Source organism: Stenotrophomonas sp. TD3 (genome assembly GCF_001939825.1).
Lineage (GTDB): Bacteria > Pseudomonadota > Gammaproteobacteria > Xanthomonadales > Xanthomonadaceae > Stenotrophomonas.
The window spans coordinates 515,554-540,298 of the sequence record NZ_MOYM01000001.1; the positions used below are offsets into that span (position 1 = coordinate 515,554).

The 24,745-nt window shown below is 66.7% G+C and carries 29 protein-coding genes; 9 read left to right on the forward strand and 20 right to left on the reverse strand.

The window, feature by feature from the left end; translation table 11 throughout:
* Positions 1–16: 16 nt before the first annotated feature.
* On the forward strand, positions 17–310 hold the full coding sequence (locus tag BKE09_RS02305; protein WP_049445544.1) for a PsiF family protein: 294 nt from the start codon (positions 17–19) through the stop codon (positions 308–310).
* An 82-nt stretch (positions 311–392) separates the two neighbouring features.
* Here BKE09_RS02305 and BKE09_RS02310 read toward each other — a convergent pair whose 3' ends face one another.
* From BKE09_RS02310 to BKE09_RS02345, 8 genes are all read right to left on the reverse strand, one after another.
* The gene (locus tag BKE09_RS02310; protein WP_075674743.1) at positions 393–1,280 is read right to left on the reverse strand and encodes an MBL fold metallo-hydrolase; all 888 of its coding nucleotides are present in this window, start codon (positions 1,278–1,280) and stop codon (positions 393–395) included.
* Positions 1,281–1,400: 120 nt separating this feature from the next.
* Positions 1,401–3,131, reverse strand: coding sequence for a gamma-glutamyltransferase (ggt, locus tag BKE09_RS02315; protein ID WP_075674744.1), 1,731 nt, complete (start codon positions 3,129–3,131; stop codon positions 1,401–1,403).
* Entirely contained in the window at positions 3,128–3,409 is a 282-nt protein-coding gene (locus tag BKE09_RS02320) for a YfhL family 4Fe-4S dicluster ferredoxin (protein WP_004153175.1), read from the reverse strand. The genes ggt and BKE09_RS02320 overlap by 4 nt, the downstream gene beginning before the upstream one ends.
* A 132-nt stretch (positions 3,410–3,541) precedes the next feature.
* The gene (locus tag BKE09_RS02325) at positions 3,542–4,033 is read right to left on the reverse strand and encodes a hypothetical protein (protein ID WP_004153167.1); all 492 of its coding nucleotides are present in this window, start codon (positions 4,031–4,033) and stop codon (positions 3,542–3,544) included.
* A gap of 60 nt (positions 4,034–4,093) precedes the next feature.
* Positions 4,094–4,603: a pantetheine-phosphate adenylyltransferase gene (gene coaD / locus BKE09_RS02330; RefSeq protein ID WP_014036814.1), complete on the reverse strand. Its 510-nt coding sequence runs from the start codon at positions 4,601–4,603 to the stop codon at positions 4,094–4,096.
* Between the two features lie 26 nt (positions 4,604–4,629).
* Positions 4,630–5,208: a 16S rRNA (guanine(966)-N(2))-methyltransferase RsmD gene (rsmD, locus tag BKE09_RS02335; protein ID WP_014036813.1), complete on the reverse strand. Its 579-nt coding sequence runs from the start codon at positions 5,206–5,208 to the stop codon at positions 4,630–4,632.
* Positions 5,209–5,343: 135 nt separating this feature from the next.
* Positions 5,344–5,889, reverse strand: coding sequence for a hypothetical protein (locus tag BKE09_RS02340; protein ID WP_139319607.1), 546 nt, complete (start codon positions 5,887–5,889; stop codon positions 5,344–5,346).
* The gene (locus tag BKE09_RS02345; RefSeq protein ID WP_075674746.1) at positions 5,867–6,436 is read right to left on the reverse strand and encodes a hypothetical protein; all 570 of its coding nucleotides are present in this window, start codon (positions 6,434–6,436) and stop codon (positions 5,867–5,869) included. Before BKE09_RS02345 ends, BKE09_RS02340 begins: the two co-directional genes overlap by 23 nt.
* A gap of 307 nt (positions 6,437–6,743) precedes the next feature.
* Here BKE09_RS02345 and htpG point away from each other — a divergent pair, with 307 nt between their 5' ends.
* On the forward strand, positions 6,744–8,636 hold the full coding sequence (gene htpG, locus BKE09_RS02350) for a molecular chaperone HtpG (RefSeq protein WP_075674747.1): 1,893 nt from the start codon (positions 6,744–6,746) through the stop codon (positions 8,634–8,636).
* A 134-nt stretch (positions 8,637–8,770) separates the two neighbouring features.
* Here htpG and BKE09_RS02355 read toward each other — a convergent pair whose 3' ends face one another.
* Positions 8,771–9,070 (reverse strand): hypothetical protein, encoded by a 300-nt coding sequence (locus BKE09_RS02355; RefSeq protein WP_075674748.1) that lies wholly within the window; start codon positions 9,068–9,070, stop codon positions 8,771–8,773.
* Between the two features lie 129 nt (positions 9,071–9,199).
* On the opposite strand from BKE09_RS02355, the gene ftsY reads away from it, so the two are divergent.
* The 3 genes from ftsY to BKE09_RS02370 all read left to right on the forward strand — a co-directional run bounded on the left by ftsY (position 9,200) and on the right by BKE09_RS02370 (position 12,019).
* Positions 9,200–10,537, forward strand: coding sequence for a signal recognition particle-docking protein FtsY (gene ftsY / locus BKE09_RS02360; protein ID WP_075674749.1), 1,338 nt, complete (start codon positions 9,200–9,202; stop codon positions 10,535–10,537).
* An 82-nt stretch (positions 10,538–10,619) separates the two neighbouring features.
* Positions 10,620–11,744, forward strand: coding sequence for an A/G-specific adenine glycosylase (mutY, locus tag BKE09_RS02365; RefSeq protein WP_075674750.1), 1,125 nt, complete (start codon positions 10,620–10,622; stop codon positions 11,742–11,744).
* 5 nt (positions 11,745–11,749) lie between these two features.
* Entirely contained in the window at positions 11,750–12,019 is a 270-nt protein-coding gene (locus BKE09_RS02370) for an oxidative damage protection protein (RefSeq protein WP_004153160.1), read from the forward strand.
* Between the two features lie 74 nt (positions 12,020–12,093).
* Here BKE09_RS02370 and BKE09_RS02375 read toward each other — a convergent pair whose 3' ends face one another.
* The 10 genes from BKE09_RS02375 to BKE09_RS23700 all read right to left on the reverse strand — a co-directional run bounded on the left by BKE09_RS02375 (position 12,094) and on the right by BKE09_RS23700 (position 18,976).
* Entirely contained in the window at positions 12,094–12,546 is a 453-nt protein-coding gene (locus tag BKE09_RS02375; protein WP_075674751.1) for a DUF6491 family protein, read from the reverse strand.
* 107 nt (positions 12,547–12,653) lie between these two features.
* Complete coding sequence (lolD, locus tag BKE09_RS02380) at positions 12,654–13,367, reverse strand: lipoprotein-releasing ABC transporter ATP-binding protein LolD (protein WP_014036806.1); 714 nt, start codon at positions 13,365–13,367, stop codon at positions 12,654–12,656.
* A complete protein-coding gene (locus BKE09_RS02385) occupies positions 13,360–14,601 on the reverse strand; it encodes a lipoprotein-releasing ABC transporter permease subunit (RefSeq protein ID WP_014036805.1) in 1,242 nt (413 codons plus the stop codon). The genes lolD and BKE09_RS02385 overlap by 8 nt, the downstream gene beginning before the upstream one ends.
* 23 nt (positions 14,602–14,624) lie before the next feature.
* Positions 14,625–15,074 carry a hypothetical protein gene (locus tag BKE09_RS02390; protein WP_075674752.1) on the reverse strand — a complete coding sequence of 150 codons (450 nt, stop codon included), beginning with the start codon at positions 15,072–15,074 and terminating at the stop codon, positions 14,625–14,627.
* Complete coding sequence (locus BKE09_RS02395; protein WP_004153155.1) at positions 15,025–15,273, reverse strand: succinate dehydrogenase assembly factor 2; 249 nt, start codon at positions 15,271–15,273, stop codon at positions 15,025–15,027. The genes BKE09_RS02390 and BKE09_RS02395 overlap by 50 nt, the downstream gene beginning before the upstream one ends.
* Positions 15,274–15,371: 98 nt before the next feature.
* Positions 15,372–16,157: a succinate dehydrogenase iron-sulfur subunit gene (locus tag BKE09_RS02400; RefSeq protein ID WP_005409079.1), complete on the reverse strand. Its 786-nt coding sequence runs from the start codon at positions 16,155–16,157 to the stop codon at positions 15,372–15,374.
* A 66-nt stretch (positions 16,158–16,223) separates the two neighbouring features.
* The gene (gene sdhA, locus BKE09_RS02405; RefSeq protein ID WP_075674753.1) at positions 16,224–18,014 is read right to left on the reverse strand and encodes a succinate dehydrogenase flavoprotein subunit; all 1,791 of its coding nucleotides are present in this window, start codon (positions 18,012–18,014) and stop codon (positions 16,224–16,226) included.
* Positions 18,015–18,045: 31 nt separating this feature from the next.
* Complete coding sequence (gene sdhD, locus BKE09_RS02410) at positions 18,046–18,432, reverse strand: succinate dehydrogenase, hydrophobic membrane anchor protein (protein ID WP_024958619.1); 387 nt, start codon at positions 18,430–18,432, stop codon at positions 18,046–18,048.
* On the reverse strand, positions 18,429–18,821 hold the full coding sequence (gene sdhC / locus BKE09_RS02415; RefSeq protein ID WP_024958620.1) for a succinate dehydrogenase, cytochrome b556 subunit: 393 nt from the start codon (positions 18,819–18,821) through the stop codon (positions 18,429–18,431). Before sdhC ends, sdhD begins: the two co-directional genes overlap by 4 nt.
* 56 nt (positions 18,822–18,877) lie before the next feature.
* Positions 18,878–18,976: a DUF1674 domain-containing protein gene (locus tag BKE09_RS23700; protein ID WP_021202022.1), complete on the reverse strand. Its 99-nt coding sequence runs from the start codon at positions 18,974–18,976 to the stop codon at positions 18,878–18,880.
* 111 nt (positions 18,977–19,087) lie between these two features.
* Here BKE09_RS23700 and BKE09_RS02425 point away from each other — a divergent pair, with 111 nt between their 5' ends.
* Complete coding sequence (locus BKE09_RS02425; protein WP_075674754.1) at positions 19,088–19,963, forward strand: folate-binding protein YgfZ; 876 nt, start codon at positions 19,088–19,090, stop codon at positions 19,961–19,963.
* Positions 19,964–20,114: 151 nt separating this feature from the next.
* Here the strand turns inward: BKE09_RS02425 and ugpC are convergent, their stop codons facing one another.
* Positions 20,115–21,197, reverse strand: coding sequence for a sn-glycerol-3-phosphate ABC transporter ATP-binding protein UgpC (gene ugpC / locus BKE09_RS02430; protein WP_075674755.1), 1,083 nt, complete (start codon positions 21,195–21,197; stop codon positions 20,115–20,117).
* A 352-nt stretch (positions 21,198–21,549) separates the two neighbouring features.
* Here ugpC and zwf point away from each other — a divergent pair, with 352 nt between their 5' ends.
* Genes zwf through pgl form a run of 3 tightly spaced genes read left to right on the forward strand, consistent with a single transcriptional unit; the run spans position 21,550 to position 24,712 of the window.
* Positions 21,550–22,986 (forward strand): glucose-6-phosphate dehydrogenase, encoded by a 1,437-nt coding sequence (gene zwf / locus BKE09_RS02435; protein ID WP_049445486.1) that lies wholly within the window; start codon positions 21,550–21,552, stop codon positions 22,984–22,986.
* Entirely contained in the window at positions 22,983–23,990 is a 1,008-nt protein-coding gene (gene glk / locus BKE09_RS02440; protein ID WP_014036799.1) for a glucokinase, read from the forward strand. The genes zwf and glk overlap by 4 nt, the downstream gene beginning before the upstream one ends.
* On the forward strand, positions 23,987–24,712 hold the full coding sequence (gene pgl / locus BKE09_RS02445; RefSeq protein WP_075674756.1) for a 6-phosphogluconolactonase: 726 nt from the start codon (positions 23,987–23,989) through the stop codon (positions 24,710–24,712). Before glk ends, pgl begins: the two co-directional genes overlap by 4 nt.
* Positions 24,713–24,745 lie beyond the last annotated feature (33 nt).

Genomic DNA, 24,745 nt, shown 5'->3' on the forward strand with positions numbered 1-24,745 from the left:
CGCTTGGAGCACCCTGATGAAAGCCTCTTTCCTGCTGGCCGCCGCCCTGCTGGTCGGCCTGCCCCTGGCTGCCAACGCCACCACCCCGCAGCAGCAGCGCATGGCCGAATGCTCGGCCAAGAACAAGGGCTTGAAGGGTGATGCCTACAAGACTGCGCAGAGTTCCTGCCTCAGCGGCCACGCTGCCGACTCCAAGCCGGCCAATGCGCAGCAGGAACGCATGCGCAAGTGCAATGCCGACGCGGGCGCCAAGAAGCTGGCCGGTGATGCGCGCAAGACCTTCATGAGCAGCTGCCTGAAGGCGTCGTAGCGATCACATCCGGGTAGAACGCCATCCGCGCATGGCGTGGATCTACCCGCACACGAAGGCCGGGCATTGCCCGGCCTTTTCATTACCCCAGGGCGCGCGCCTTCAGCTCCCCCTGCTCGTGCAGGGTCACGAAACGCCCCTTGTCATCGCGCCCCAGCTGCGCCAGCGCCACCTGCGGGTCATGGGTGAAGAACAGCCGTACGTTGCGCGCCAGCTTGTCTTCAAGGAACTGCCGCTTCTCGTCGATCAGCAGTTCGGCGTTGCGGTCGTAACCCATGGTGATCGGCACGTGCACCCATGAGCGCCCTGGAATCAGGTCGGCACAGAACACCACGCCACCGTGCGCACCCTCGCCGGCATGCGCGTGACCGACGATCTCGGCCAGCATCAGCCCCGGCGTATGCCCGTCGCTGTAGCTGAAGCGCACGCTGCGGCCGAGGACCTTCGAGTACTCCCCGTCCACCACTTCCAGCCGGCCACTGGCCTGCAGCAGGCCGGGCAACTCCGGAATGAAGCTGGCCCGGTCACGCGGGTGCGGATGCATGGCGCGCTGCCAATGCTGTGCGCCGACCACATAGGTTGCGTTGGGGAACAGCAACTCGGGCTCACGCCCTTCGCTCCATGCCGCCAGCAGTCCGCCGGCGTGATCGAAGTGCAGGTGGCTGAGCACCACAACATCGATATCCTCGTGCTCGAAACCGGCTTCGCGCAGCGAATCGATCAGCACGTGCTGGCTTTCCTGCACGCCGTAGCGCTCACGCATGCGCGGATCGAAGAATGCACCGATGCCGGTTTCAAACAGCACCGTCTTGCCTTCCAGCGGGCTGGCAAGCAGCGCACGGCAGGCCAGCTCGATGCGATTGAGCTCGTCCGGTGCCGCCCATTTTTCCCACAACGCACGCGGTGCGTTGCCAAACATCGCGCCGCCATCAAGGCGCTGCGAGTTTCCACGAATAGACCAGAGTTTCATGCGCCGATTATCGGCGCCGGCTCGTTAAATAATCGCTAGAAAGGAAACAGAAAACCCCGCCGGCAAAGGCGGGGTTTCGGCGATCGGCCAGATTGCCGGCGAGCGGCCGGCGCTACCGGATCAGCGCGCCGGTACGACCTGGGCGCTGCCCACCGGATTGCGGGGATCGCTGCCGCCGAACAGTCTGTTCGCCTTGCGGTCCCATTCCACGGTCTGCAGGTTGCCCCACACGTGGCTGGAACCACGGCCGCCTGCGGCGACGTCACCCGGCAGGTCGATCTTGTGGCCCATCGCCTGCAGCTGCTTCACCGTCGCCGCGTCGAACGCATCGTCCTCGGCCTCGATCAGGTCCGGCAGCCACTGGTGGTGGTAGCGCGGCAGCGCGGCCACCTGCTGTGCGTCCAGGCCGGCGTCGTAGCCGAGGATGCCCAGCAGCACCATGGTGATGATACGGCTGCCGCCCGGGGTGCCCAGCACCACCACCTTGTCGGCGTTCTCCATGAAGGTCGGCGTCATCGAGCTGAGCATGCGCTTGCCAGCCTTCGGCGCATTGGCCTCGTAGCCCATCACGCCAAACGCGTTGGGCGTGCCCGGCTTCAGCGCGAAGTCGTCCATCTCGTTGTTCAGCAGTACGCCGGTGCCCTTGGGAATCAGCCCCGAGCCATACAGCAGGTTGACGGTCTGGGTGGCGCCGACGCGGTTGCCGTCGCGGTCGATGATCGAGAAATGCGTGGTCTCGTCGTCTTCCAGCGGCGTCGGATTGCCCGACAGAAGGTCGCTGGGCGTGGCCTTCTCCGGATGGATGGTCGCCCGCAGGCCCTGCGCGTAGTCCTTGCTGGTCAGCACTTTCTGGGGGATCTGCACGAAGTCCGGATCACCGAGGAAGAAGGTGCGGTCGCGGTAGGCGCGGCGCATCGACTCCACCACCAGGTGCGTGCGGTGCGCCGGGTCCATCCTCTTGATGTCCCAGCCTTCCAGGATCTGCAGCATGCTGGCCAGCGCGATGCCACCGGACGACGGCGGCGGCGCGGTGGTGATCTTCCAGCCGTTGTAGTTGAACACGATCGGCTCGCGCTGCTTCACGCGGTAGCCGGCCAGCTCTTCGGCGGTCCACTTGCCGCCAGCCTGCTTCACGCCGGCCAGCAGCAGCGAACCGGTCTGGCCCTTGTAGAAGCCATCGAAGCCACCGGCGGCCAGCCGCTCCAGCGTCTGCGCCAGCTCCGGCTGCTTGAACAGGTCACCGGTGGCGATCGGCTTGCCGTTGCGCAGGTAGACCTCGCGCGTGCCGGGGTAACGCTCCATCACTTCACGGCGCGAGGCATAGCCCTTGGCCATGCGGTCGTACACCGGGAAACCTTCGCGCGCGATGCGGATCGCCGGCTGCAGCGACGCCGACAAGGGCAGCTTGCCGTGCTTGGCCGACAGCTCGACCAGCGCTGCGGGCAGGCCGGGAATACCGGCCGACCAGGCACCGTTGACCGAACGATCACGGTCCAGGTTGCCCTGCTTGTCGAGGAAGGCCTGCGGGGTCGCGGCGGCCGGTGCGGTCTCGCGCGCATCCAGCATCACGTCCTTGCCGGTGGCCGCGTCGTGCAGCAGGAAGAAGCCGCCGCCGCCCAGCCCGGAACTGATCGGCTCGACCACCGCCAGCGTGGACGACACCGCCACCGCGGCGTCGAAGGCGTTGCCGCCCTGCGCGAGGATATCGATTCCGGCCTGGGTGGCCAGCGCGTGGCCGCTGGCAATGGCGGCGCCGTCGGGGCGCTCGGCACGGGCCGGGCTGTCGGCCCAGGCAATCGGGCTCAGCAACAGGCCGAGCAGCAACAGCGGACGGACGATCAGCGTCTTCATTCGGATGGAGGCTCCGCGTAGAGTTCGGGGTGATCGTGCTGCAGCTGGCGCAGCTTGGCCAGCAGCTGGTCTTCCGTTTCCACGATCTCCGGGTCCGGGTCGATGCACTCGACCGGGCAGACGACCACGCACTGTGGCTCGTCGAAATGACCCACGCATTCGGTGCAGCGCGCAGGGTCGATCACGTAGATGGTTTCACCCATCGCAATGGCCTGGTTCGGGCAGGCCGGCTCGCATACGTCGCAGTTGACGCAGAGCTCGTTGATTTTCAGCGACACGGCGATACTCCTCGCCCGCGCCCTGGGACAAAGGACCGGCCAGCGCGGGCGCGCGGGCCGGTCAGGTCATCAGCGGCGCCCTTGCAGGACGACGCCCGGGCCATGCCGGAGCATGGCCGCCATGGCTCGGTATTACTTGGCTTCGACGAAAATGTACTCGGCACCGGTCGGCTGGATCGCAGCCTGGACGCGGGCGTTGTCGGCCGACTGGCCGATGAAGACGACGCGCACGCCCTTCATCGAATCCGGCGACACGTCCTTGAACACGGCCTGGATCATGTCAGCCATCTTGCCCGAGGCCGACGAACCGAAGGCCAGCATGTTGCCCGGCTGCACGCCACGGGCCACGGCCTGGGTCGCGCTCTCGGTCTGGCGCTCGTACTTGGCCTGGAAGTCCGGGTCCGATTCCGGCGAGAGGTAGTACAGGAACGGGCTGTTGGTGATGTTGCCCATGTTCTGGATCGCCACTTCCTGCAGGTACTTCTTCCAGCCTGCATCGTCGTCCTTGGACGGAGCGACCAGGGCCTGCTTGGCCTCGTCGACCGGAGCGGCCTCTTCCTTCTTGCAGGCGGTGAAGGCCAGGGCCAACGAAGCGATCAGCATCGCGCGCATGGTGGTGTTCATGGGTTTCCTCCCGGAATGGTGCGTGGTGTTGTACGTAATGGGGTGCGGGTACAGCGGGGCTTACGACTGTGCCGACTTCGCTTCGCGGACCTTGCGCAGGGCTTCGAGCACCGCGGCCGGCACGAAACCGGACACGTCGCCGCCCAGGCGTGCGATCTCGCGGACCAGCGAGGACGAAATGAAGCTGTGCTGCTCGGCCGGGGTCAGGAACAGGGTCTCGACCTCGGGGATCAGGTGGCGGTTCATGCTGGCCATCTGGAACTCGTACTCGAAATCGGACACCGCGCGCAGGCCGCGCAGCAGCACCCCGCCCTGGACCGAGCGTACGAAATGGGCCAGCAGGGTATCGAAGCCGATGACCTCGACGTTGCCGTGGTGGGCCAGCGCGCCACGCGCCAGCTGCACGCGCTGCTCCAGCGGCAGCGCCGGGCCCTTGGACGGGCTCTGCGCCACGCCGACCACGACCTTTTCGAACAACGGCGCGGCGCGGCTCACCAGGTCGATGTGACCGTTGGTGATCGGGTCGAACGTGCCGGGATAGACGGCGATGCGGCGGTTGGCCACGGTCATGGGCGGATGCAGATGTTCAGATGAGGTCAAAGTGTAGCAGTGGCGCGGCGGTACAGGGCAAAGCGCACCTCGCGGGTGCCGCCCTCGCGGTGCAGCAGCCAGTCCGGCGGCAGCACCGGCACGTGGCCGGCCGGCGATTCCAGGTACAGCCAGGCATCGGCGGCCAGGTGCCGGGGCAGCTGGGCCAGCACGTCCTGCCACAAGCCATCGGCGAATGGCGGGTCGATGAAGACCAGGTCGGCCTGCTGCGCGGGTGCGCCCTGCAGCCAGCGCAGGGCATCGGCCTGCACGACGCTGATCTGGTCGCTGGCCTGCAGCTTGGCCACCGCGGCGGTCAGATTACGCCCCAGCTGTGCATCGCGCTCGACCAGGGTGGCGTGGGCGGCACCGCGCGAGACCGCCTCCAGGCCCAGCGCGCCGCTGCCGGCGAACAGGTCCAGCACGCGGGCCCCACCGAGCCTGGGCATCAGCCAGTTGAACAGGGTTTCGCGCACACGGTCGCTGCTGGGCCGCAGGCCCGGCAGGGTCGGCACCGGCAGGCGGGTATTGCGCCAGCGCCCGCCGATGATGCGGACCTGGCCGTCATTGCCCCCACGACCGCTCATCGGCGCCCCCGGCGGAGGTTGTTCGAGAAATTCAGCATGAGCGGGATTGTAATTCGGCCGGGCGGCGCCCGGGGATGCGTCGAATCAACGGCCACCGCAGGTCACCTGGGGGGGCATGGGACTCCAATGTCGGGATCACGCCCCAGCCAGGTCGACTCCATCGCTCTGAAACATCCGCGCATTGACCAGACTCTCTACGAACTCGGCCACTTCCCAAAGGTCATGAGGCTTGATCTTCGCCGGGGACCAATACTGTCCATGGGCAATCCAGTGTCGAAGCTGGAATGCACTGTTGATACGGCCGTACTGGTGATGGGTCAGCACACCCTGCTGCAGCCAGGCCTTGACGATGTCGTCCATGAGCGCGGCCTTGTTGCGCTTGCGATTGAACAACCTGATGAGGACCCTGGACAGTCCATCTTTGAGCTTCAGACGCTTTCTGTTTGCGTAGTCCAATCGGAAACATGCTTCCAGAAAGGCCAGCAACGCCATCATGTCCCGATTTTGCTGGACTAGGACGCATGCCTTGCGGCGCTTTTCTAGCTCCTGCCGGGATAGGTCCGAGTTGTCAGGATTGTCTTCGGAAAAGAGCAGGTCGATCGCTGCGCGTGTGGTGGTGTGATGTCCCATCACGTGCATGTAATTGGGAAGATCGGGATTAACGACGAGCGGATTGGCCACGGGCAACATCCATGATGGCCGACTGCAGTGCTTCCGGATCCAGAGCGCTGTAGCGGATCAGGGGCGGAGACGTGGACACCTTCCAGACGTACGCAGCCAGATCCATCGGTTTCGCCGGCTTGTCGGGGCGAGCCCCTTCGGAAGCGGTCGACCCAACAAGTATCGGTCGATCTGCATCCGGCAAGGTCAGCACGAAGCGGACTTTGCCGTGCGGCCCCACGAGGTCCACGCGCCCAGGCGACCCCAGCAGGATCGTCCCTACCGGAACGAAGCGTACGCTGCTGTTTCCCAGGTCGATGTTCAGACTCGGCACCTCGTAACTGCCCAGTAACTCTTCACGGAGCTCCATGCTGGACACATGGACCCTCATGGCGCCGCGCTCTATGTAGGGGAAAAGAATTTCCTGGACAGTCGCATAGAGAATCTTGATTTTCTCCAGCCATTGAGCCTTGCGGTCAACCAAGTTGCCGCGCTCGGCCCTCCCTGCATTCTGCTCCCTGAGGAACTGATCGAAATCCAGATGCCTTGTCATAGTGATTGTCGCCATCGAACCGCCCCGCTGAATTGTCTCACGACCCTGACCGGCTTTCCTGGGCAAGACAAGAGATCGAATACGACAATCTAGGCCGCCCCTCTTGGATTAGCCCATCGTGTGCCTGGCTGGCACGGCCTAGGGGGCCGACCGGCCGCCTTGAGCAGGGCCAAATCCGACCCACGCGAGGTGATGGCAGCGAACGGCCAAGGCAATCCAATGCGATTCAGCCCCTGCTCGCCCCCTTGATTTCGGGACAATCAGCCATACCCCTTGGCGAGGCCGCACGCGCTGGCGCGGCATTGCACACGGAGCCTTATCGATGACCGAGACCACCCAGACCGAAACCCTTGGCTTCCAGACCGAAGTCAAGCAGCTGCTGCAGCTGATGATCCACTCGCTGTACTCCAACAAGGAAATCTTCCTGCGCGAGCTGGTCTCCAACGCCGCCGACGCCGCCGACAAGCTGCGCTTCGAGGCCCTGACCCAGCCGGCCCTGCTGGAAGGCGACAGCGAGCTGCGCGTGCGCGTCAGCTTCGACCCCGCCGCCCACACCATCACCATCGAAGACAACGGCATCGGCATGAGCCGCGCCGAAGCCATCGCCCACCTCGGCACGATTGCAAAGTCCGGCACCGGCGACTTCCTGCGCCAGCTGTCCGGCGACCAGAAGAAGGATTCGCAGCTGATCGGCCAGTTCGGCGTCGGCTTCTACAGCGCCTTCATCGTCGCCGACGAAGTGGAAGTGACCTCGCGCCGCGCCGGCCTGGCTGCAGCCGAAGGGGTGCGCTGGACCTCGCGCGGCGAAGGCGATTTCGACGTCGCCACCGTCGACAAGGCCGAGCGCGGCACCCGCATCGTGCTGCACCTGAAGGATGGCGAACACGATTTCGCCGACGGCTGGCGCCTGCGCAGCATCCTCAAGAAGTACTCGGACCACATCGGCCTGCCGATCCAGATGCCCAAGGAGGGCGGTGAAGAAGGCGCAGCGGTCGAGTGGGAAACCGTCAACCGCGCCAGCGCACTGTGGACCCGTCCGCGCACCGAAATCAGCGATGCCGAGTACACCGAGTTCTACAAGCACGTCGCGCACGACCACAGCGACCCGCTGGCCTGGAGCCACAACAAGGTCGAGGGCAAGCTGGAGTACACCTCGCTGCTGTACGTGCCCGGCCGCGCGCCGTTCGACCTGTACCACCGTGATGCGCCCAAGGGCCTGAAGCTCTATGTGCAGCGCGTATTCGTGATGGACCAGGCCGAGCAGTTCCTGCCGCTGTACCTGCGCTTCATCAAGGGCGTGGTCGACTCCAACGACCTGTCGCTGAACGTCTCGCGCGAGATCCTGCAGTCCGGCCCGGTCATCGATTCGATGAAGGCGGCGCTGACCAAGCGCTCGCTGGACATGCTGGAGAAGCTGGCCGCCGACAAGCCGGAGCAGTACGCCACGTTCTGGAAGGAATTCGGCCAGGTGCTGAAGGAAGGCCCGGCCGAGGACTACAACAACCGCGAGAAAGTGGCCGGCCTGCTGCGCTTCGCCTCCACCCGTGGCGACGGCGATGCGCAGAACGTGTCGCTGGCCGATTACCTCGGCCGCATGACCGAAGGCCAGGACAGGATCTATTACCTGACCGGCGAGAGCTACAGCCAGGTCCGCAACAGCCCGCACCTGGAAGTGTTCCGCAAGAAGGGCGTGGAAGTGCTGCTGCTGACCGATCGCATCGACGAGTGGCTGATGGGCTACCTGACCGATTTCGACGGCAAGGGCTTCGTCGACATCGCCCGTGGCGACCTCGACCTGGGCGCGCTGGAAAGCGAGGCAGACAAGCAGGAGCAGGAAGCGGCGGCCAAGGACAAGCAGGGCCTGGTCGAGCGCCTGAAGACGGTGCTGGGCGATGACGTGGCCGAAGTGCGCGTCTCGCACCGCCTGACCGATTCGCCGGCGGTGCTGGCCATCGGCGAGCAGGACCTGGGCCTGCAGATGCGCCAGATCCTGGAGGCCAGCGGTCAGAAGGTACCGGACAGCAAGCCGGTGCTGGAGATCAACCCGGGCCACCCGCTGATTGCCAAGCTCGATGCCGAGGCGGATGGCGCGCGCTTTGACGACCTCGGCCGGGTGCTGTTCGACCAGGCCGCTCTGGCCGCTGGTGACAGCCTGAAGGACCCGGGTGCCTACGTGGCGCGCCTGAACAAGCTGCTGCTGGAACTGTCGGCCTGATCGACAGATCGGGTGCCGGGCAGCGCTTGGCGATGCTCTGGTAGGTGCCAACCTTGGTTGGCGCCCCAAAAGCGTGCCAACCAAGGTTGGCACCCACCAGGGGCAGCGGTCGGCACCTGCCAAAACGGTGTTGCTCAGGCTTCCCGATCCAGCAGCGAGCCCAGCATCTGGTCCTGGCGGCGGATCATAGTGGCATTGGCAGCGAAGGCCACCACCTCGGCTTTCGCGGCCAGCAGATCACCCAGCGGCGCGGTGGCATCGGCGCCGGCGGACGTCACCGAAGCCTGCACCCCACCCTGCCCGGTGGTATTGCGCTGCAACTGCAGGCGCTGGGCATCCGGGGTCGCCAGGTTGGCCACGTTGTGCGCGGCCACCTGCACGCCTTGCTGGGCCGCACGCATCCCGCTGAGGGCAATTCCCATCACGTTGTCCATGGCGGTCTCCGGGCCGCACGACGCAGCCCTCCGGACCGGTTAACGGCCGGTGGGCCGCGACCTTGAGTCCACATCGGCCGGACAGGCCCGAGTGGTAGCATATCCCTCTGATTTCAGCGCCTTTTGCCAATGCTCAGTTTTTTCCGCCGCAAGAAGCCCCAGGATGCCCCCGCAGCGGAGGCACCCAAGACCCAGCACTACTCGGCTGAAGAGCTGGCGGCGGCATTCCCGTCGGCCGCGCCGGTCGAGGACAAGGAACCCGCGCCGGTAGCTGCGCCGGCCGCACCTGCCCCCGTTGAGCCGCCCGCGGCAGCGGTCGCCCCGGTAACGGTCGAGCCCACCCCGGTGGCTCCCGCTCCGGTGGTCCCGGCCGTCCCGGCCCCCATTGCCCCGGCCCCGATCGCGCAGATCGAGGTCGCCCCTGTCGCTGCCCCAGCCATCGAGCCGGTGCCTGCGCCACTGCCGGAACCTGCGCCTGCGCCGACCCCGGCACCGGTCTCCGACGACCTGCCTGCCGCTGCCTCGGTCGACGCCGTTCCGGCGCCTGCCGGCAAGCCCGGCTGGCGCGAACGCCTGCGCAACAGCGTCATCGCGCGCAGCTTCGGCGGCCTGTTCTCGCGCAATCCCAAGCTCGATGACGACCTGCTGGACGAGCTGGAAACCGCACTGATCACCGCCGACGTCGGCGTGGGCGCCACCACCGACCTGGTCGAGGGCCTGCGCAAGCGCATGAAGTCGCGCGAGTTCGCCGACGCCAATGCGCTGCTGGCCGCGCTGCGCGCCGAACTGATCGCGATCCTGCAGCCGGTCGCCAAGCCGCTGGTGATCGACCGCAACGCCAAGCCCTTCGTGGTGCTCACCGTCGGCGTCAACGGCGTCGGCAAGACCACCACCATCGGCAAGCTGGCCAAGCGCTTCAAGGATGACGGCCACAGCCTGATGCTGGCCGCCGGCGATACCTTCCGCGCCGCCGCCGTGGCCCAGCTGCAGGCCTGGGGCGAGCGCAACGGCGTGGCCGTGGTCGCGCAGGGGCAGAACGCCGATGCCGCTTCGGTGGCATTCGACGCGCTGCAGGCCGGCAAGGCCCGCGGCACCTCGGTGCTGATCGCCGACACCGCCGGCCGCCTGCACACCCAGTCCGGCCTGATGAACGAGCTGGGCAAGATCCGCCGCGTGCTCGGCAAGATCGATCCCACCGCCCCGCATGAGGTGCTGATGGTGATCGACGGCACCACCGGCCAGAACGCGCTGTCGCAGCTGCGCCAGTTCAATGCTGCGGTGAACGTGACCGGCCTGGTAGTGACCAAGCTGGACGGCACTGCCAAGGGCGGCGTGGTGTTCGCGCTGGCCCGCGAGTTCGGCATTCCGATCCGTTTCGCCGGCATCGGCGAGCGCCCGGAAGACCTGCGCGTGTTCGATCCGGATGCCTTCGTCGACGCCCTGCTGCCCGAAGCGCTGGGCGCCTGATACACCGTGCAGCCACGCATGGCGTGGCTCTACTGCAATCCGGTAGAGCCACCCCACGGGTGGCTGCCTCTCTGGAACACCGATGCCCCGCCAGCCGCACGCCAGCGCCAAGACTGCCCGGGAAGACGGTTTCGTCGCCCGCCTGCTGCACTGGTTCGACGACCACGGCCGCCACGACCTGCCCTGGCAGCACCCGCGCAGCCCCTACCGGGTCTGGCTGTCGGAAATCATGCTGCAGCAGACCCAGGTGACCACGGTCATCCCGTACTTCCAGCGGTTCCTGCAGCACTTCCCGACCCTGCCCGACCTCGCCGCCGCCAGCAATGACGCGGTGATGGCACAGTGGGCCGGGCTGGGCTACTACGCCCGCGCACGCAACCTGCATGCCGCCGCGAAGCGCTGCGTGGAACTGCACGACGGCGATCTGCCACGTGACTTCGATGCACTGCATGCGCTGCCCGGCATCGGCCGCAGCACCGCCGGCGCGATCCTCAGCCAGGCCTGGAACGACCCGTTCGCGATCCTCGATGGCAACGTCAAGCGCGTGCTCAGCCGTTACCACGGCATCGATGGCTTCCCCGGCCTGCCGGCCATCGAGAAGCAGCTGTGGGTGATCGCCGAGGCGCACGTGGCACAGGTGCCGGCCGGGCGCATGGCCGACTACACGCAGGCACAGATGGACCTGGGCGCAACGGTGTGCAGCCGTGCCAGACCCGCCTGTGTGATCTGCCCGCTGCAGGACGACTGCGTGGCGCGCCGCGAAGGCCGAACTGCCGAACTGCCGACGCAGAAGCCCAGCAAGACCCTGCCCGAACGGGAAGCGGTGGCCCTGCTGCTACGCGACGCCCAGCAGCGCGTGCTGCTGCAGAAGCGGCCGGACACCGGCATCTGGGCGCAGCTGTGGACGCTGCCGCAGGCCGACGCCGGCAGCGAGCTGCAGGACTGGTTCGACGTGCACGTTGAAGGCTCCCTGGAGGACGCCGAAGAACTGCCGGTGCTGCAGCACACCTTCAGCCACTACAAGCTGCACCTGCAGGTACTGTCGCGGCAGGTACACGGCCTGCGCGTGGAAGAACCCACGCTGCGCTGGGTCGCCACCGACGAGCTGCCCGCGCTGGGCTTGCCAGCCCCCATCCGCAAGCTGCTCGACGGCGCCACGATCAAGGCGCCGAAACGAACGTCCAAGAAACCCCGCAACCACGAGTGAGTGCCATGTCCCGAACCGTCTTCTGCCAGTACGAACAACGCGATGCCGAGGGCCTGGACTTCGTGCCCTACCCCGGCGAACTGGGCCAGCGCATCTTCAACAACATCGGCAAGCAGGCCTGGGCTGCGTGGCTGGCGCACCAGACCATGCTGATCAACGAGAACCGCCTCTCGCCGCGCACCCCGGAGCATCGCGCGTTCCTTGAAGGCGAACTGGTCAAGTTCCTGTTCGAGAAGGACGCGGAAAAGCCGGCCGGCTTCACCCCCGAAGCCTGACACGCAGGTAGTGCCGGCCGCTGGCCGGCAACCTGGCATCTGCGCGATGCCGGCCAGCGGCCGGCACTACCATGCTATTTTGCGGTTTCCGCCTCGCGCTCCTGCACCTGCGCCTGGCGCAGCTCCTGCTCGGAAGTGCGCAACGCCTTCACGTCCAGCTTGCGGATGCTGTTGATGAAGCACGGCATGCGCGGGCCACCGGTCGGGTCGCGCACCAGCACCTTGTCGAAACGCGACGACACCCTGCCCATGCTGCTGGTCAACCCGATGGCGGTGGCGTAGGACAGGTCCGGGCACGGGCCACTCAATTCCAGCAGGTAAGCCTCGCTCGGCCGGGTCCAGACCGCCAGGGCGCTGTCACCCAGCTCGGTCCAGCCATTGAGGCTGCCGAAGAACTGCATGTCGTTCTGCGGCGCGCCGGCGTGGGCACGGTACAGATCCAGTTTCTCGGTACTGCTGAGCCGGCCGGTGGTCGCGCAGGCGGCCAGCGCCAGGCAGAGTCCGGCGATCAGGATCGGGGTCTTCATGGCGATCTCCTCAGGGAACCTGCTGCGATCATGCGCCGGCCGATGTGCGGCCGGCGCGATGGCAGGTAAACCCGTTCAGGCGCCGGGAGGCGGGCGTTGCCGGCCGCTCAGACGTCGGCGTGGGCCAGTGCGTGCAGGCGCCCTTCGCGCAGCTCCAGCACCCGGTCCAGGCGCCGCGCCAGGCTGCGGTCGTGGGTGACCAGCACCAGGCTGGTATGACGCGCGCGGTTGAGTTCCAGCATCAGCTCGAACACGGTGCCCGCGGTACGGTCATCCAGGTTGCCGGTCGGCTCGTCGCCGAGCACGCACGCCGGATGATTGACCAGCGCACGTGCCACCGCGGCACGTTGGCGTTCGCCGCCGGACAACTCGCCCGGCTTGTGGTCCAGGCGATGGCCGAGGCCGACCGCTTCCAGCAGCGTGGTGGCCCGGCTGCTCGCTTCGGCCACGGCGGTGCCGGCCAGCAGCACCGGCATCATCACGTTTTCCAGCGCGGTGAACTCAGGCAGCAGGTGGTGGAACTGGTAGACGAAGCCCAGCGCCTGGTTGCGCAGCAGGCCACGCGCGGTGTCCGACAGCGCCGACATGCGCTGGCCGGTCACGTAGACCTCGCCCGCGGTCGGAATATCCAGCCCGCCCAGCAGGTGCAGCAGCGTGCTCTTGCCCGCACCAGAGGCGCCGATGATCGCCACGGTTTCGCCGGCGGTCACGGTCAGGTCCAGGCCATCGAACACCGGGGTCTGCATGCGCCCTTCGGCGTAGGTCTTGCCCAGTGCTTCGGCGCGGATCACTTCATCGCCGCGGTTGAAGACCTTATTCATAACGCAGGGCCTCCGCCGGCTGGGTGCGTGCTGCCCGCCAGGCGGGATACAGGGTGGCCAGGAAGCTCATCAGCAGCGCGACCACGGTGATCGCCACCACGTCGCCGGTCTGCATGTCGGTCGGCAGGCCGGTGATGTAGTAGACGTCCTCCGGCAGCAGCTTGACGTTGAACACGCTCTCGATGGCACCAAGGATGCGTTCCAGGTTGAGGGTCAGAGTGATGCCGCCGATCAGGCCGGCCAGCGTGCCGAAGATGCCGATCAGCGAACCCTGCACCATGAACACCTGCATCACCCCGCCCGGGGTCAGGCCCAGCGTGCGCAGGATCGCGATGTCGGCCTGCTTGTCGGTCACCAGCATCACCTGCGAGGACACCAGGTTGAAGGCGCCCATGGCGATGATCAGCGACAGCAGGATGCCCATCACCACCTTCTCCATGCGCAGCGAGTGGTAGAGGTTGGCGTTCTGCTGGGTCCAGTCACTCACGCGGTACGCACCGCCAAGGCTCTGCGCCAGATCCACGCCCACTTCCAGCGAGCGGTCCATGTCGTGCAGTTTCAGCCGCACGCCGGTGGCACCGTCGCTGCGCAGCACGCGCTCCAGGTCCTGCATGTTGGCGAAGCCGACGCCGCGGTCGACCTCGTTGTAGCCGGCCTCGAAGATGCCGCTGACGGTGAAGCGTTTCATTCGTGGCACCGCACCGGCAGGCGTGCCCTGCACTTCGGCGAAGGTCACCAGCACCTGGTCGCCGACATCAACGCCCAGCCAGATCGCCAGCTCCTTGCCCAGCAGCAGGTTGAAGCTGCCCGGCGTGAGGCTGTCATAGCTGCCCTTGGTGACCTTCTTGTCGATCACCGACACCTTCGGCTCCAGTGCCGGATCGATGCCCTGGATGATCGCACCCTGCACGCGCGGGCCGCTGATCATCGACTGGATCTCGATGTACGGCGCTGCACCGGCCACGCGCGGATCCTTGCGGGCGATGTCGACCACGCGCATCCAGTCCGGCATCGGCTCGCCGTCGCGGCTGATGGTGGTGTGGGCGGTCATCTGCAGCAGGCGGCTGCGGATTTCCTTCTGGAAACCGCTCATCACCGCCAGGGTGGTGATCAGCACCGTGACGCCGAGCGCGATGCCCAGGATCGATGCCATCGAGATGAAGGAGATGAAGCCGTTGCGGCGCTTGGCGCGCAGGTAGCGCAGGCCAATGGCCACGGGAATGGGTTTGAACATGCAGGCACGCCGGTCAATTCAGCTTATGGTGCCATCGTACGGGGCCGACGGGAAACGGCGCGTGCGGCCACGGCCAGTCGCAGTTCACGTCGCTGCCCGGAATCCAGCACATCGGGCCAGAACAGCAGGCGTTGGCGGCGCTGGTCCCGGTGCCAGAGCAACAGCAGCCACGGCCCGCGCACCACCAGCCGGGGGGCCTCGACCTCCTGCCCTGCCACCCGCATCGGCTCGGGAAGCAGAGGCAGAAGCACCTGCACGCGTGGCCTGCGCTGGCGCCAGGCCAGTTCGGCCAGCCCGATGCCCCAGGCCAGCATCACCGCGGGCATCAGCAGCCGGGGCGGCAGATCCGATGCGCGCAGCAGCCAGGGGGCGGCCAGCAGCACCGCCAACTGGGCGGCGGCCTGCAGCCGCGAGGGGCGCCACTCAAGGCTTGAGGGCGAGGATCTTCTGCATGAGGGGGATCGCGTGCGCATGCGGGCAGGCCTCATAGCCCATGAACCAGCGCCACAACTTATCGTCCTCGCAATCGAGCAGGAACAGGAAAACCTCGCGCTCTTCGGTCGGCGCAGTGCTCCACTCACGGTCCAGGTAGCGGCCGAACAGCTGGTCCAGTTCACGCATGCCGCGACGGCAACGCCAGCGCAGCTTCTTCAGCAGAACGTCTTCTTCCATTGTGTTTCTCCAGATACAGCAAAGCCACGCATCGCGTGGCTCTACTGGGGTGGCACAGCCACGCGTGGCGTGGCTCTACCCGGTACAGCCAGAGCCGATCAGGCGCGGCGTTCCATCATCAGCTTCTTGATCTCGGCGATCGCCAGCGCCGGGTTCAGGCCCTTCGGGCAGGTCCGGGCGCAGTTCATGATGGTGTGGCAGCGGTACAGCTTGAACGGATCTTCCAGATCGTCCAGGCGCGCACCGGTGTCCTCATCGCGCGAGTCGATGATCCAGCGGTAGGCCTGCAGCAGGATCGCCGGGCCCAGGTAACGCTCGCCGTTCCACCAGTAGCTCGGGCAGCTGGTCGAGCAGCAGGCGCACAGGATGCACTCGTACAGGCCATCCAGCTTCTTGCGGTCTTCCGGCGACTGCAGGCGCTCACGGTCCGGCGGCGCCGGGGTCTGGGTGCGGATCCACGGCTTGATCGACGCGTACTGCGCGTAGAAGTGGGTCAGGTCCGGAACCAGATCCTTGACCACGTTCATGTGCGGCAGCGGGTAGATCGGCACTTCCTTCTTGCCGCAGTCCGAGATGGCTCGGGTGCAGGCCAGGGTGTTGGTGCCGTCGATGTTCATCGCGCACGAACCACAGATACCTTCGCGGCAGGAGCGGCGGAAGGTCAGGGTCGGGTCGATCTCGTTCTTGATCTTGATCAGGGCGTCCAGGACCATCGGGCCACAGGCGTCCAGATCGACTTCATAGGTATCGGTGCGCGGGTTGCTGTCGTCGTCCGGACTCCAGCGGTAGATCTTGAAGGTGCGCACGTTCTTGCCGCCGTTCTTGACGGGGAAGTGCTTGCCCTTCGTGATCTTGGAATTCTTGGGGAGTGAAAACTCGGCCATGGCTGCTCTCGTTGGCTCAGGCGGCCCGCGCCCGTGGGCGCGGATTGCATGGTAGGCGGGGTCGGATCAGTACACGCGCGGCTTCGGCGGCACCACGGACACGTCGTCGGTCAACGTGTACATGTGCACCGGACGGTAGTCGAAGCTGCACTTGCCCTTCTCGTCGACGCTGACCAGGGTGTGCTTCTGCCAGTTGACGTCGTCGCGGTCCGGATAGTCCTCGTGCGCATGCGCGCCGCGGCTTTCCTTGCGCTGTTCGGCCGAGTTGATCGTCGCCACCGCGTTGAGCAGCAGGTTGTTCAGCTCGTAGGTCTCGATCAGGTCCGAGTTCCAGACCAGCGAACGGTCGGAGACCTTCACGTTCTGGAACGAGTCGAAGATCTTGTCCATCTTCTCGCAGCCTTCCTTCAGCGTCTGGCTGGTGCGGAAGACCGCCGCGTCGGCCTGCATGGTGCGCTGCATGCGGTCGCGGATGACCGAGGTCGGGGTATCGCCGTTGGCGTGGCGCAGCTTGTCCAGCAGGCCCAGCGCCTTGTCGCAGGCATCGGCCGGCAGCGGCTTGTGCGAAGCGCCCGGCTTGATGGTCTCGGCGCAGCGGTTGGCCACCGCACGGCCGAACACCACCAGGTCCAGCAGCGAGTTCGAGCCCAGGCGGTTGGCGCCGTGCACGGACACGCAGGCCGCTTCACCGATGGCGTACAGGCCCGGCACGACCGCATCCGGGTTGTCGCCGACCTTGCGCACGACTTCGCCGTGGTAGTTGGTCGGGATGCCACCCATGTTGTAGTGCACGGTCGGGATGACCGGGATCGGCTGCTTGTGCACGTCGACGCCGGCGAAGATGCGGGCGCTCTCGGCGATGCCCGGCAGCTTCTCGTCGATCACGCCCGGGCCGAGGTGGGTCAGGTCGAGCAGGATGTGGTCCTTGTGCTCGCCGACGCCGCGGCCTTCGCGGATCTCGATGGTCATCGAACGGCTGACCACGTCGCGCGAGGCCAGGTCCTTGTAGTGCGGTGCGTAGCGCTCCATGAAGCGCTCGCCGCTGCTGTTGCGCAGGATGCCGCCTTCACCGCGGACACCCTCGGTGATCAGGCAGCCGGCGCCGTAGATGCCGGTCGGGTGGAACTGCACGAACTCCATGTCCTGCATGGCGATGCCGGCACGCATGGCCAAGCCGCCACCGTCGCCGGTGCAGGTGTGCGCCGAGGTGGCGCTGAAGTAGGCACGGCCGTAGCCGCCGGTGGCCAGCACCACGCCCTGGGCGCGGAACAGGTGCAGGGTGCCGTCGGACATGTCCAGCGCCAGCACACCGCGGCAGGCGCCTTCGTCATCGAAGATCAGGTCGAGTGCGAAGTACTCGATCATGAAGCGCGCATCGTGCTTCAGCGACTGCTGGTACAGGGTGTGCAGCATCGCGTGGCCGGTACGGTCGGCCGCCGCGCAGGTACGCTGCGCCGCCGGGCCTTCGCCGTACTTGGTGGTCATGCCACCGAACGGACGCTGGTAGATCTTGCCTTCGGCGGTGCGCGAGAACGGCACGCCGTAGTGTTCGAGCTCGATGATGGCCGGGATGGCCTCACGGCACATGTATTCGATGGCGTCCTGGTCGCCCAGCCAGTCCGACCCCTTGATGGTGTCGAAGAAGTGGTAGCGCCAGTCGTCCTCGCCCATGTTGGCGAGTGCGGCCGAGATACCGCCCTGGGCGGCAACGGTGTGCGAACGGGTCGGGAAGACCTTGGTCAGGCACACGGTCTGCAGGCCCTTGGCGGCCAGGCCGAACGTGGCGCGCAGGCCGGCACCGCCGGCGCCGACCACGACCATGTCGTACTTGTGTTCGGTGATCTTGTAAGCGGACATCTAATCTGGATTCCTGTGTTGGTGCCTGGGCTCAGGCAACGCCGAGGGCGATGCGGCCCACCGCAAACACACTGACGATCATGCCGAGCACGGCGACGAACTTCACCGCGGTCTGCAGCACCAGGGCCAGCAGCGATTCGTGGATGTAGTCTTCCAGCACGACCTGCATGCCGAGCTGCGCGTGCCAGAACATGGCGATCAGCAGGCCGATCAGCGGCACGGCGTTCCACGGCTTGGCCACGGCGGCGGCGGCGGTCGCGTAGTCCGAGCCCAGCAGGCTCAGCACGAAGACCAGGAACCAGATGCCCAGCGCCACCAGGGCGGCGGCGGTCAGGCGCTGGTGCACGAAGTGCTCGGTGCCGGTCTTGGCCGAGCCAAGGCCACGCACGCTCTTCAACGGGGTACGGAACTTGCTCACGCGGCACCTCCGAACATCACATAGGCCCACACCAGCAGGGTGATCACCAGGCTGCCGATGACCGACAGCCAGCTGCTGCGGATGAAGGCGGGGATGCTGAAGCCGATGGCGAAGTCCTGCACCACATGGCGGATGCCATTGCACAGGTGATAGGCGAACGACCATGTCCACGCGAACAGGAACACGCGGCCATACCAGGCCCCGGCATGGCCGGTGAAGCAGTTCCAGGACTCGGGCCCCATCATCAGGGCCAGCAGGCCGGCGGCGATGATGAGGGCACCAACAGACAGAAAGACGCCAGTGGCTCGATGCAGGATCGAGGTGGCCATCTGAATCTGCCAGCGATACACCTGAAGGTGCGGGGAAAGTGGGCGTTGTCTGGTCGCCATTCGCTGGGCTCGTTGTCTCGGCTGGGCGGCACGCGGCCGCGTTGGCTCAATGCTGATCAGAAATCGATGCAGCGTCCGTTTTTCTCCCAATCGCCATACCGCACCGGATCAAGTCCGCCGCGGCCGCCGAATTCTTCTGCTTTTTCCTGTTCCACGGGCACGGGTGCCGCGGGGACCAGCGGGGCTTCAGATTCGTCGTCGGGAGTGGGGGTTGTTTGGCCTATCATGTTCGGTCTCGCAACGCACAAATTTTAGACCTCGTTCACGTGCCTGACAACCTGCCCCCTGCTTTCGTCGGATATCCGCGCCTGCCCGGCCACCAGCTGCTGAGCCTGCAAGGCCCGGATGCGGCTGTCTTTGCCCACGCCCAGTTCAGCAGCGATGTCACCGCCCTGCCCCTGCAGCACTGGCAGTGGAGTGCCTGGCTGAGCGCCAAGGGCCGCACCCTGGCGGTGTTCCAGCTGCTTCGGCTGGCCGACGACCACGTGATGCTGGTGCTGGCCGACGGCGATGCCGATGCGATTGCGTCGCAACTGCAGCGCTTCGTGTTCCGTCGCAAGGTGAAGGTGCAGGTGCGCAGCGATCTGGCCGTGGCCGGCGCGTTCACCGCACCCGAGGCCGCCAGCGGCGCCGCGATTGCGCAGACCGCAGGTGACGGTTGGGAGCTGGACCTGGGCAGCGATGCCCTGCCGCGCACCCTGCGTATCGGCAGCGCCGATGCCTTCGCCGCCGGCAGCGAAGCCGATGAGGCCGCCTTCACCCTGGCCTGGCGCCAGGCCGACCTGCGCTATGGCCTGCCGCGGCTGGAAGAAAGCCAGCGCGAAGTGTGGACCCCGCAGCAGCTGGGTCTGGACCGCCTGAACGGCTACAGCGTGAAGAAGGGCTGCTATCCCGGCCAGGAAATCGTCGCCCGCACCCACTTCCTCGGCAAGGCCAAGCGCGCGGTGCAGTTGCTGCATACCGCAGCACCGGTACAGGCCGGCGATGGCGTGCAGCAGGATGGCGCGGCGCTGGGCACGATCGCCACCGTGGCCGGCGACCTGGCACTGGCGGTACTGCCGCTGGAGGCCAGTGATGCCGAGCTGCACGTGGGTGAAGCGATCGCGCAGCGCGTACCGCTACTGGATGGGCTGGCACGCTGAATCTGAAGGGCTCTCATCCACGCATGGCGTGGATCTACTGACCGACCCAGTGGGTGCGGACCGTTGGTCCGCACGCTTGGAATGGTAGTGCCGGCCGCTGGCCGGCAACCACGCATGGTTGAGGTTGCCGGCCAGCGGCCGGCACTACCGCTTACAGGCGCTCGCCGGTTTCCGGGTTGAAGAAGTGCAGGCCCTGCGGGTGGATCGCCACGCGGATCTGCTCGCCCACCGCCGGCAGCGCCTGTGGCGCCACGCGCATGGTCAGCGCATGCTGGCCACTGCTCAGGTTGACGAAGATCTCGTTGCCGACCGGTTCGATGCCTTCAATGCGCGCGGTGAATGCATGCGTATCATCGGCGACCGCCGGTTGCAGGTGTTCCGGACGCACGCCCACCGCGATCGGCTTCTGCAGCCATGCCGGATCGATCGTGGCCTGGCCCAGCGGTGCACGCCACTCGCCGTCGACCACGGTCACGCCGCCGGCGTCGCCCTGCAGCGTGCCACGCAGCACGTTCATCGCCGGGCTGCCGAGGAAGCCGGCCACGAACAGGTTGGCCGGGCGGTCGTACAGCGCCATCGGCGTATCGATCTGCTGGATGATGCCGTCCTTCAGCACCACGATGCGCTGGCCCAGGGTCATCGCTTCGACCTGGTCGTGCGTCACGTAGATCATGGTGGTGCCCAGCTTGCGGTGCAGCTGCGCGATTTCGGTACGCACGCTGTGGCGCAGCTTGGCGTCAAGGTTGGACAGCGGCTCGTCGAGCAGGAACACCGCCGGCTCGCGCACCAGTGCGCGACCCAGCGCAACACGCTGGCGCTGGCCACCGGACATCGCCTTGGGCAGCTTGTCCATCATCTCGGTCAGGCCCAGCGTCTGCGCCGCCTCGGCGATGCGCTTGTCAATGGTCGCCTTGTCATGACCGCGCAGCTTCAGCCCAAAGGCCAGGTTCTCGGCCACGGTCATGTGCGGGTACAGCGCATAGCTCTGGAACACCATCGCGATGTCGCGGTCCTTCGGCGCAACATCGTTGACCACGCGATCACCGATGGTCAGCGTGCCGCCGCTGATCTCCTCCAGGCCAGCCACCATCCGCAGCAGGGTCGACTTGCCACAGCCGGACGGGCCGACCAGCACCATCAGCTCGCCGTCGGCGACCTCGAAGCTGGCGTCCTTCACCGCGACCTGGCCGTTGTCATAGACCTTGCGCACACCCTGCAACTGCACTTTTGCCATATCACCTATCCGGTCCGCCCGAAGCCGGGCTGTCTTTTGGGACTGCCTCGGCCCTCCCGATGGCAGTGATGATTGCGCGCCTGCCGCATGACGGCGAGCACTGCAATCGAATACAGTTGCCCATTCTGCCATGTAAACGTTTTCACGTGGCACTATCCGATGATCGGTGCGCACCGATCTGCGTCGGCGGTTGAACGAAGGTTCCGCCGAGGTAGTGGTTTCGAATGGAACGGTCTTCCGGTACCCCGGAGAACGCCCCTGACGAGCCTCGGACAGGCAGTTGCGCGGATGTCCCCCGAACCCAGCCATGAAGCGATTGACAACGATGTCACCCGGATCTGAAACTCGAGCGATGCACGACACCCTCTTCCTGTTCGGTGCCACAGGTGATCTGGCCCAGCGCTACCTGTTCCCTTCGCTGCTTCGCCTGCTTGGCGACGGCCTGCTGCCGGAGGACTTCCGCATCCGCGCACTGGCCCTGTCCGGGCATGACACCGAAGCCTTCCATGACATCCTGCGGCCGCGCCTGCAGCAGGCCATGCCGATGGCCACGCAGGACGACATCAGCGCCCTGCTGCGCCGCATCGACTACCGTTCGGTGGACCTGCGCGACGTCGACTCGGTTGCCGCCGCGGTCGCCGACCTGGTGCACCGCAAGTGCGTCAGCTACCTGGCCATCCCGCCGGGCCTGTACATCTCCACCTGCGAAGGCCTGGCCAAGGGCGGCGCCCTCGCCGCGCCGGCACGCCTGATGCTTGAAAAGCCGATCGGCAGCGACAGCGAGAGCGCCGAGGAAATCATCAGCACCATCGGCCAGTGGATCGACGAGGACCGTGTGTTCCGCCTCGACCATTACCTGGGCAAAGCGGCGGTGCAGAACCTGATCGCACTGCGCTTCGGCAACACGCTGCTGGAAGCAGTGTGGAACCGCAACTACATCGAATCGGTGCACATCCTGGTGGCCGAGAGCGAAGGCGTGGATGGCCGCGATGCCTATTACGCCCGCTCCGGCGCGCTGCGCGACATGGTGCAGAGCCACATCCTGCAGCTGCTGTGCATGGTGGCGATGGAACCTCCGGCTTCGCTGGAAGCCGACCGCATCCGCGACGAGAAGGTCAAGGTGCTGCGCGCCCTGCGCCCGCTCGATGCCAAGCATGCCGCGCGTGACAGCATCCGTGGCCGCTACACCGCCGGCACCATCAACGGCCAGCCGGCCCAGGCCTACCAGCCGCCGGAAGGCAGCGACGTGGAAACCTTCGCCGGTGTCACCGCGCATATCGACAACTGGCGCTGGAGCGGCGTGCCGTTCCACCTGGTCACCGGCAAGCGCCTGCCCGAACGCACCACCCGCGTGGTGGTCACGCTGAAGCCGGTCACCCACTGGCTGTTCGAGCGCCCGCAGCGCGCGCAGGCCGCACCGAACCGCCTGGTGTTCCAGCTGCAGCCGCAGGAAAACATCGAGCTGGGCCTGATGAGCAGCCTGGCCGGCCCGGAATGGGGCGCGCTGGAACTGCATCCGCTGGAACTGGAACTGTCGGTGCCGACTGGCCTGCACCGCCGCATCGCCTACGAACGCCTGTTCCTGGATGCCTTCAACGGCAACCACACGCTGTTCGTGCGCGACGACGAAGTGCGTGCTGCCTGGGCCTGGATCGACAGCGTGGCCGATGCCTGGAAGGACGCCAAACTGCCGCTGGAACCCTACCCCGCCGGCCAGTGGGGCCCGGCCAACGCGGGCGAGTTCCTGCCGCAGGGCGTGGATGCGCCGGACAGCGGAGCGTCGGCATGAGTGCCAGCTCGCAGCCGGTGCTGGTCGCCGACATCGGTGGCACCAACGCCCGCTTCGCCCTGGCCGACACCTCGCTGGACGCACCGTTGCAGAAGGACAGCATCCGCGAGTACGCGGTGGCGGAGTTCCCGTCGCTGGGTGATGCCGCGCGCCACCATCTGGAACAGATCGGCGCCACGGCAAGCCGCGGCGTGTTCGCGGTGGCCGGTCGCGTGGATGGTGACGAAGCACGCATCACCAACCATCCGTGGGTGATCTCGCGCAGCCGCACCGCCGCCATGCTCGGGTTCGACGAGCTGCACCTGATCAACGACTTCGCCGCACAGGCGATGGCGATTTCACTGCTGCAGCCCGATGACGTGGTCCAGGTCGGCGGCGCCGCCTGGGTCCCGGGCAAGCCGGGCCAGCCACGCAACTACGCAGTGATCGGGCCGGGTACCGGCCTGGGTGTCGGCGGCTTGATCCTGCGCCACGGGCGCTGCTATCCGCTGGAAACCGAAGGCGGCCATGTCAGCTTCCCGCCGGGAACCCCGGAGGAGATCCGCATCCTTGAGATCCTGTCCGAACAGTTCGGCCGCGTCTCCAACGAGCGCCTGATCTGCGGCCCCGGGCTGGTCAACATCCATCGCGCCGTGTGCGAGATGGCCGGCATCGATCCGGGCCAGCTGCAGCCGGTGGACGTGACCGCCCGCGCCCTGCACGGTGATCCGCAGGCGATGCGCACCGTCGATGTGTTCTGCGCCGTGTTCGGCGCCATTGCTGGCGATCTGGTACTGACCCAGGGCGCGTGGGACGGCGTGTTCCTGACCGGCGGACTGACCCCGAAGATGCTCGATTCGCTGCAGCACTCCGGTTTCCGCCAGCGCTTCGAGCACAAGGGACGCTTCTCCTCGATCATGGCGCGCGTGCCCTCGTTGGCGGTGATGCATCCCCACGCCGGATTGCTGGGCGCCGCCGCCTATGCCACCGACGCCGAACGTGACGCACCTGGAGTTGCCGCATGAGCCCCACCACCTTCCACGACGACCGCATCGAGTTCATCAACCATGGCGATGCCGATGGCTGGATCGAAGCGGTGGCCGCCGAGATGGCGCAAACCCTCAACCACGACATCAACGAAGTGGGCCGTGCCCGCCTCCTGCTGTCCGGTGGCACCACGCCGGCACCGGTCTACCAGGCCCTGGCCGAACTGGACGTGCACTGGGACCGGGTGGAAGTGAGCCTGGCCGACGAGCGCTGGCTGTCGCCGCAGGATCGCGACAGCAATGCCTGGCTGGTGCGCGAACACCTGCTGAAGCGCGCCGAGGGCGCCCATTTCGATCCGCTGGTGCGGATCGGCAAGCCCCTGCCCGAATGCGTGTACACCGCCAACCTGCAGGCGCAGCACAGCCAGCCGCCGAGCCTGGTGGCACTGGGCATGGGCAACGACGGCCACACCGCCTCGCTGTTCCCGGGCTCGAAGGACCTGGCCCGCACACTGGAAAGCACCCTGCCCTACGCGGCGCTGGATGCCACCGGCTGCCCGGGCGCGAACCAGTGGCCGCTGCGCATCACCCTGACCCCGCATGGCCTGCGCCAGTGCCGCCAGCGCCTGCTGCTGCTGCGCGGCAAGCAGAAGCTGCAGGTGCTGCGCCAGGCGCTGGACAGCAACGACGCCCAGCAGTACCCGATCCTCAACGCGATCAACCTGGAAGGCGCGCGCCTGCGCGTCCACTGGGCTGATTGATGTCGGCGGCGGCGCCGCGCCGCCGCTTGCCTC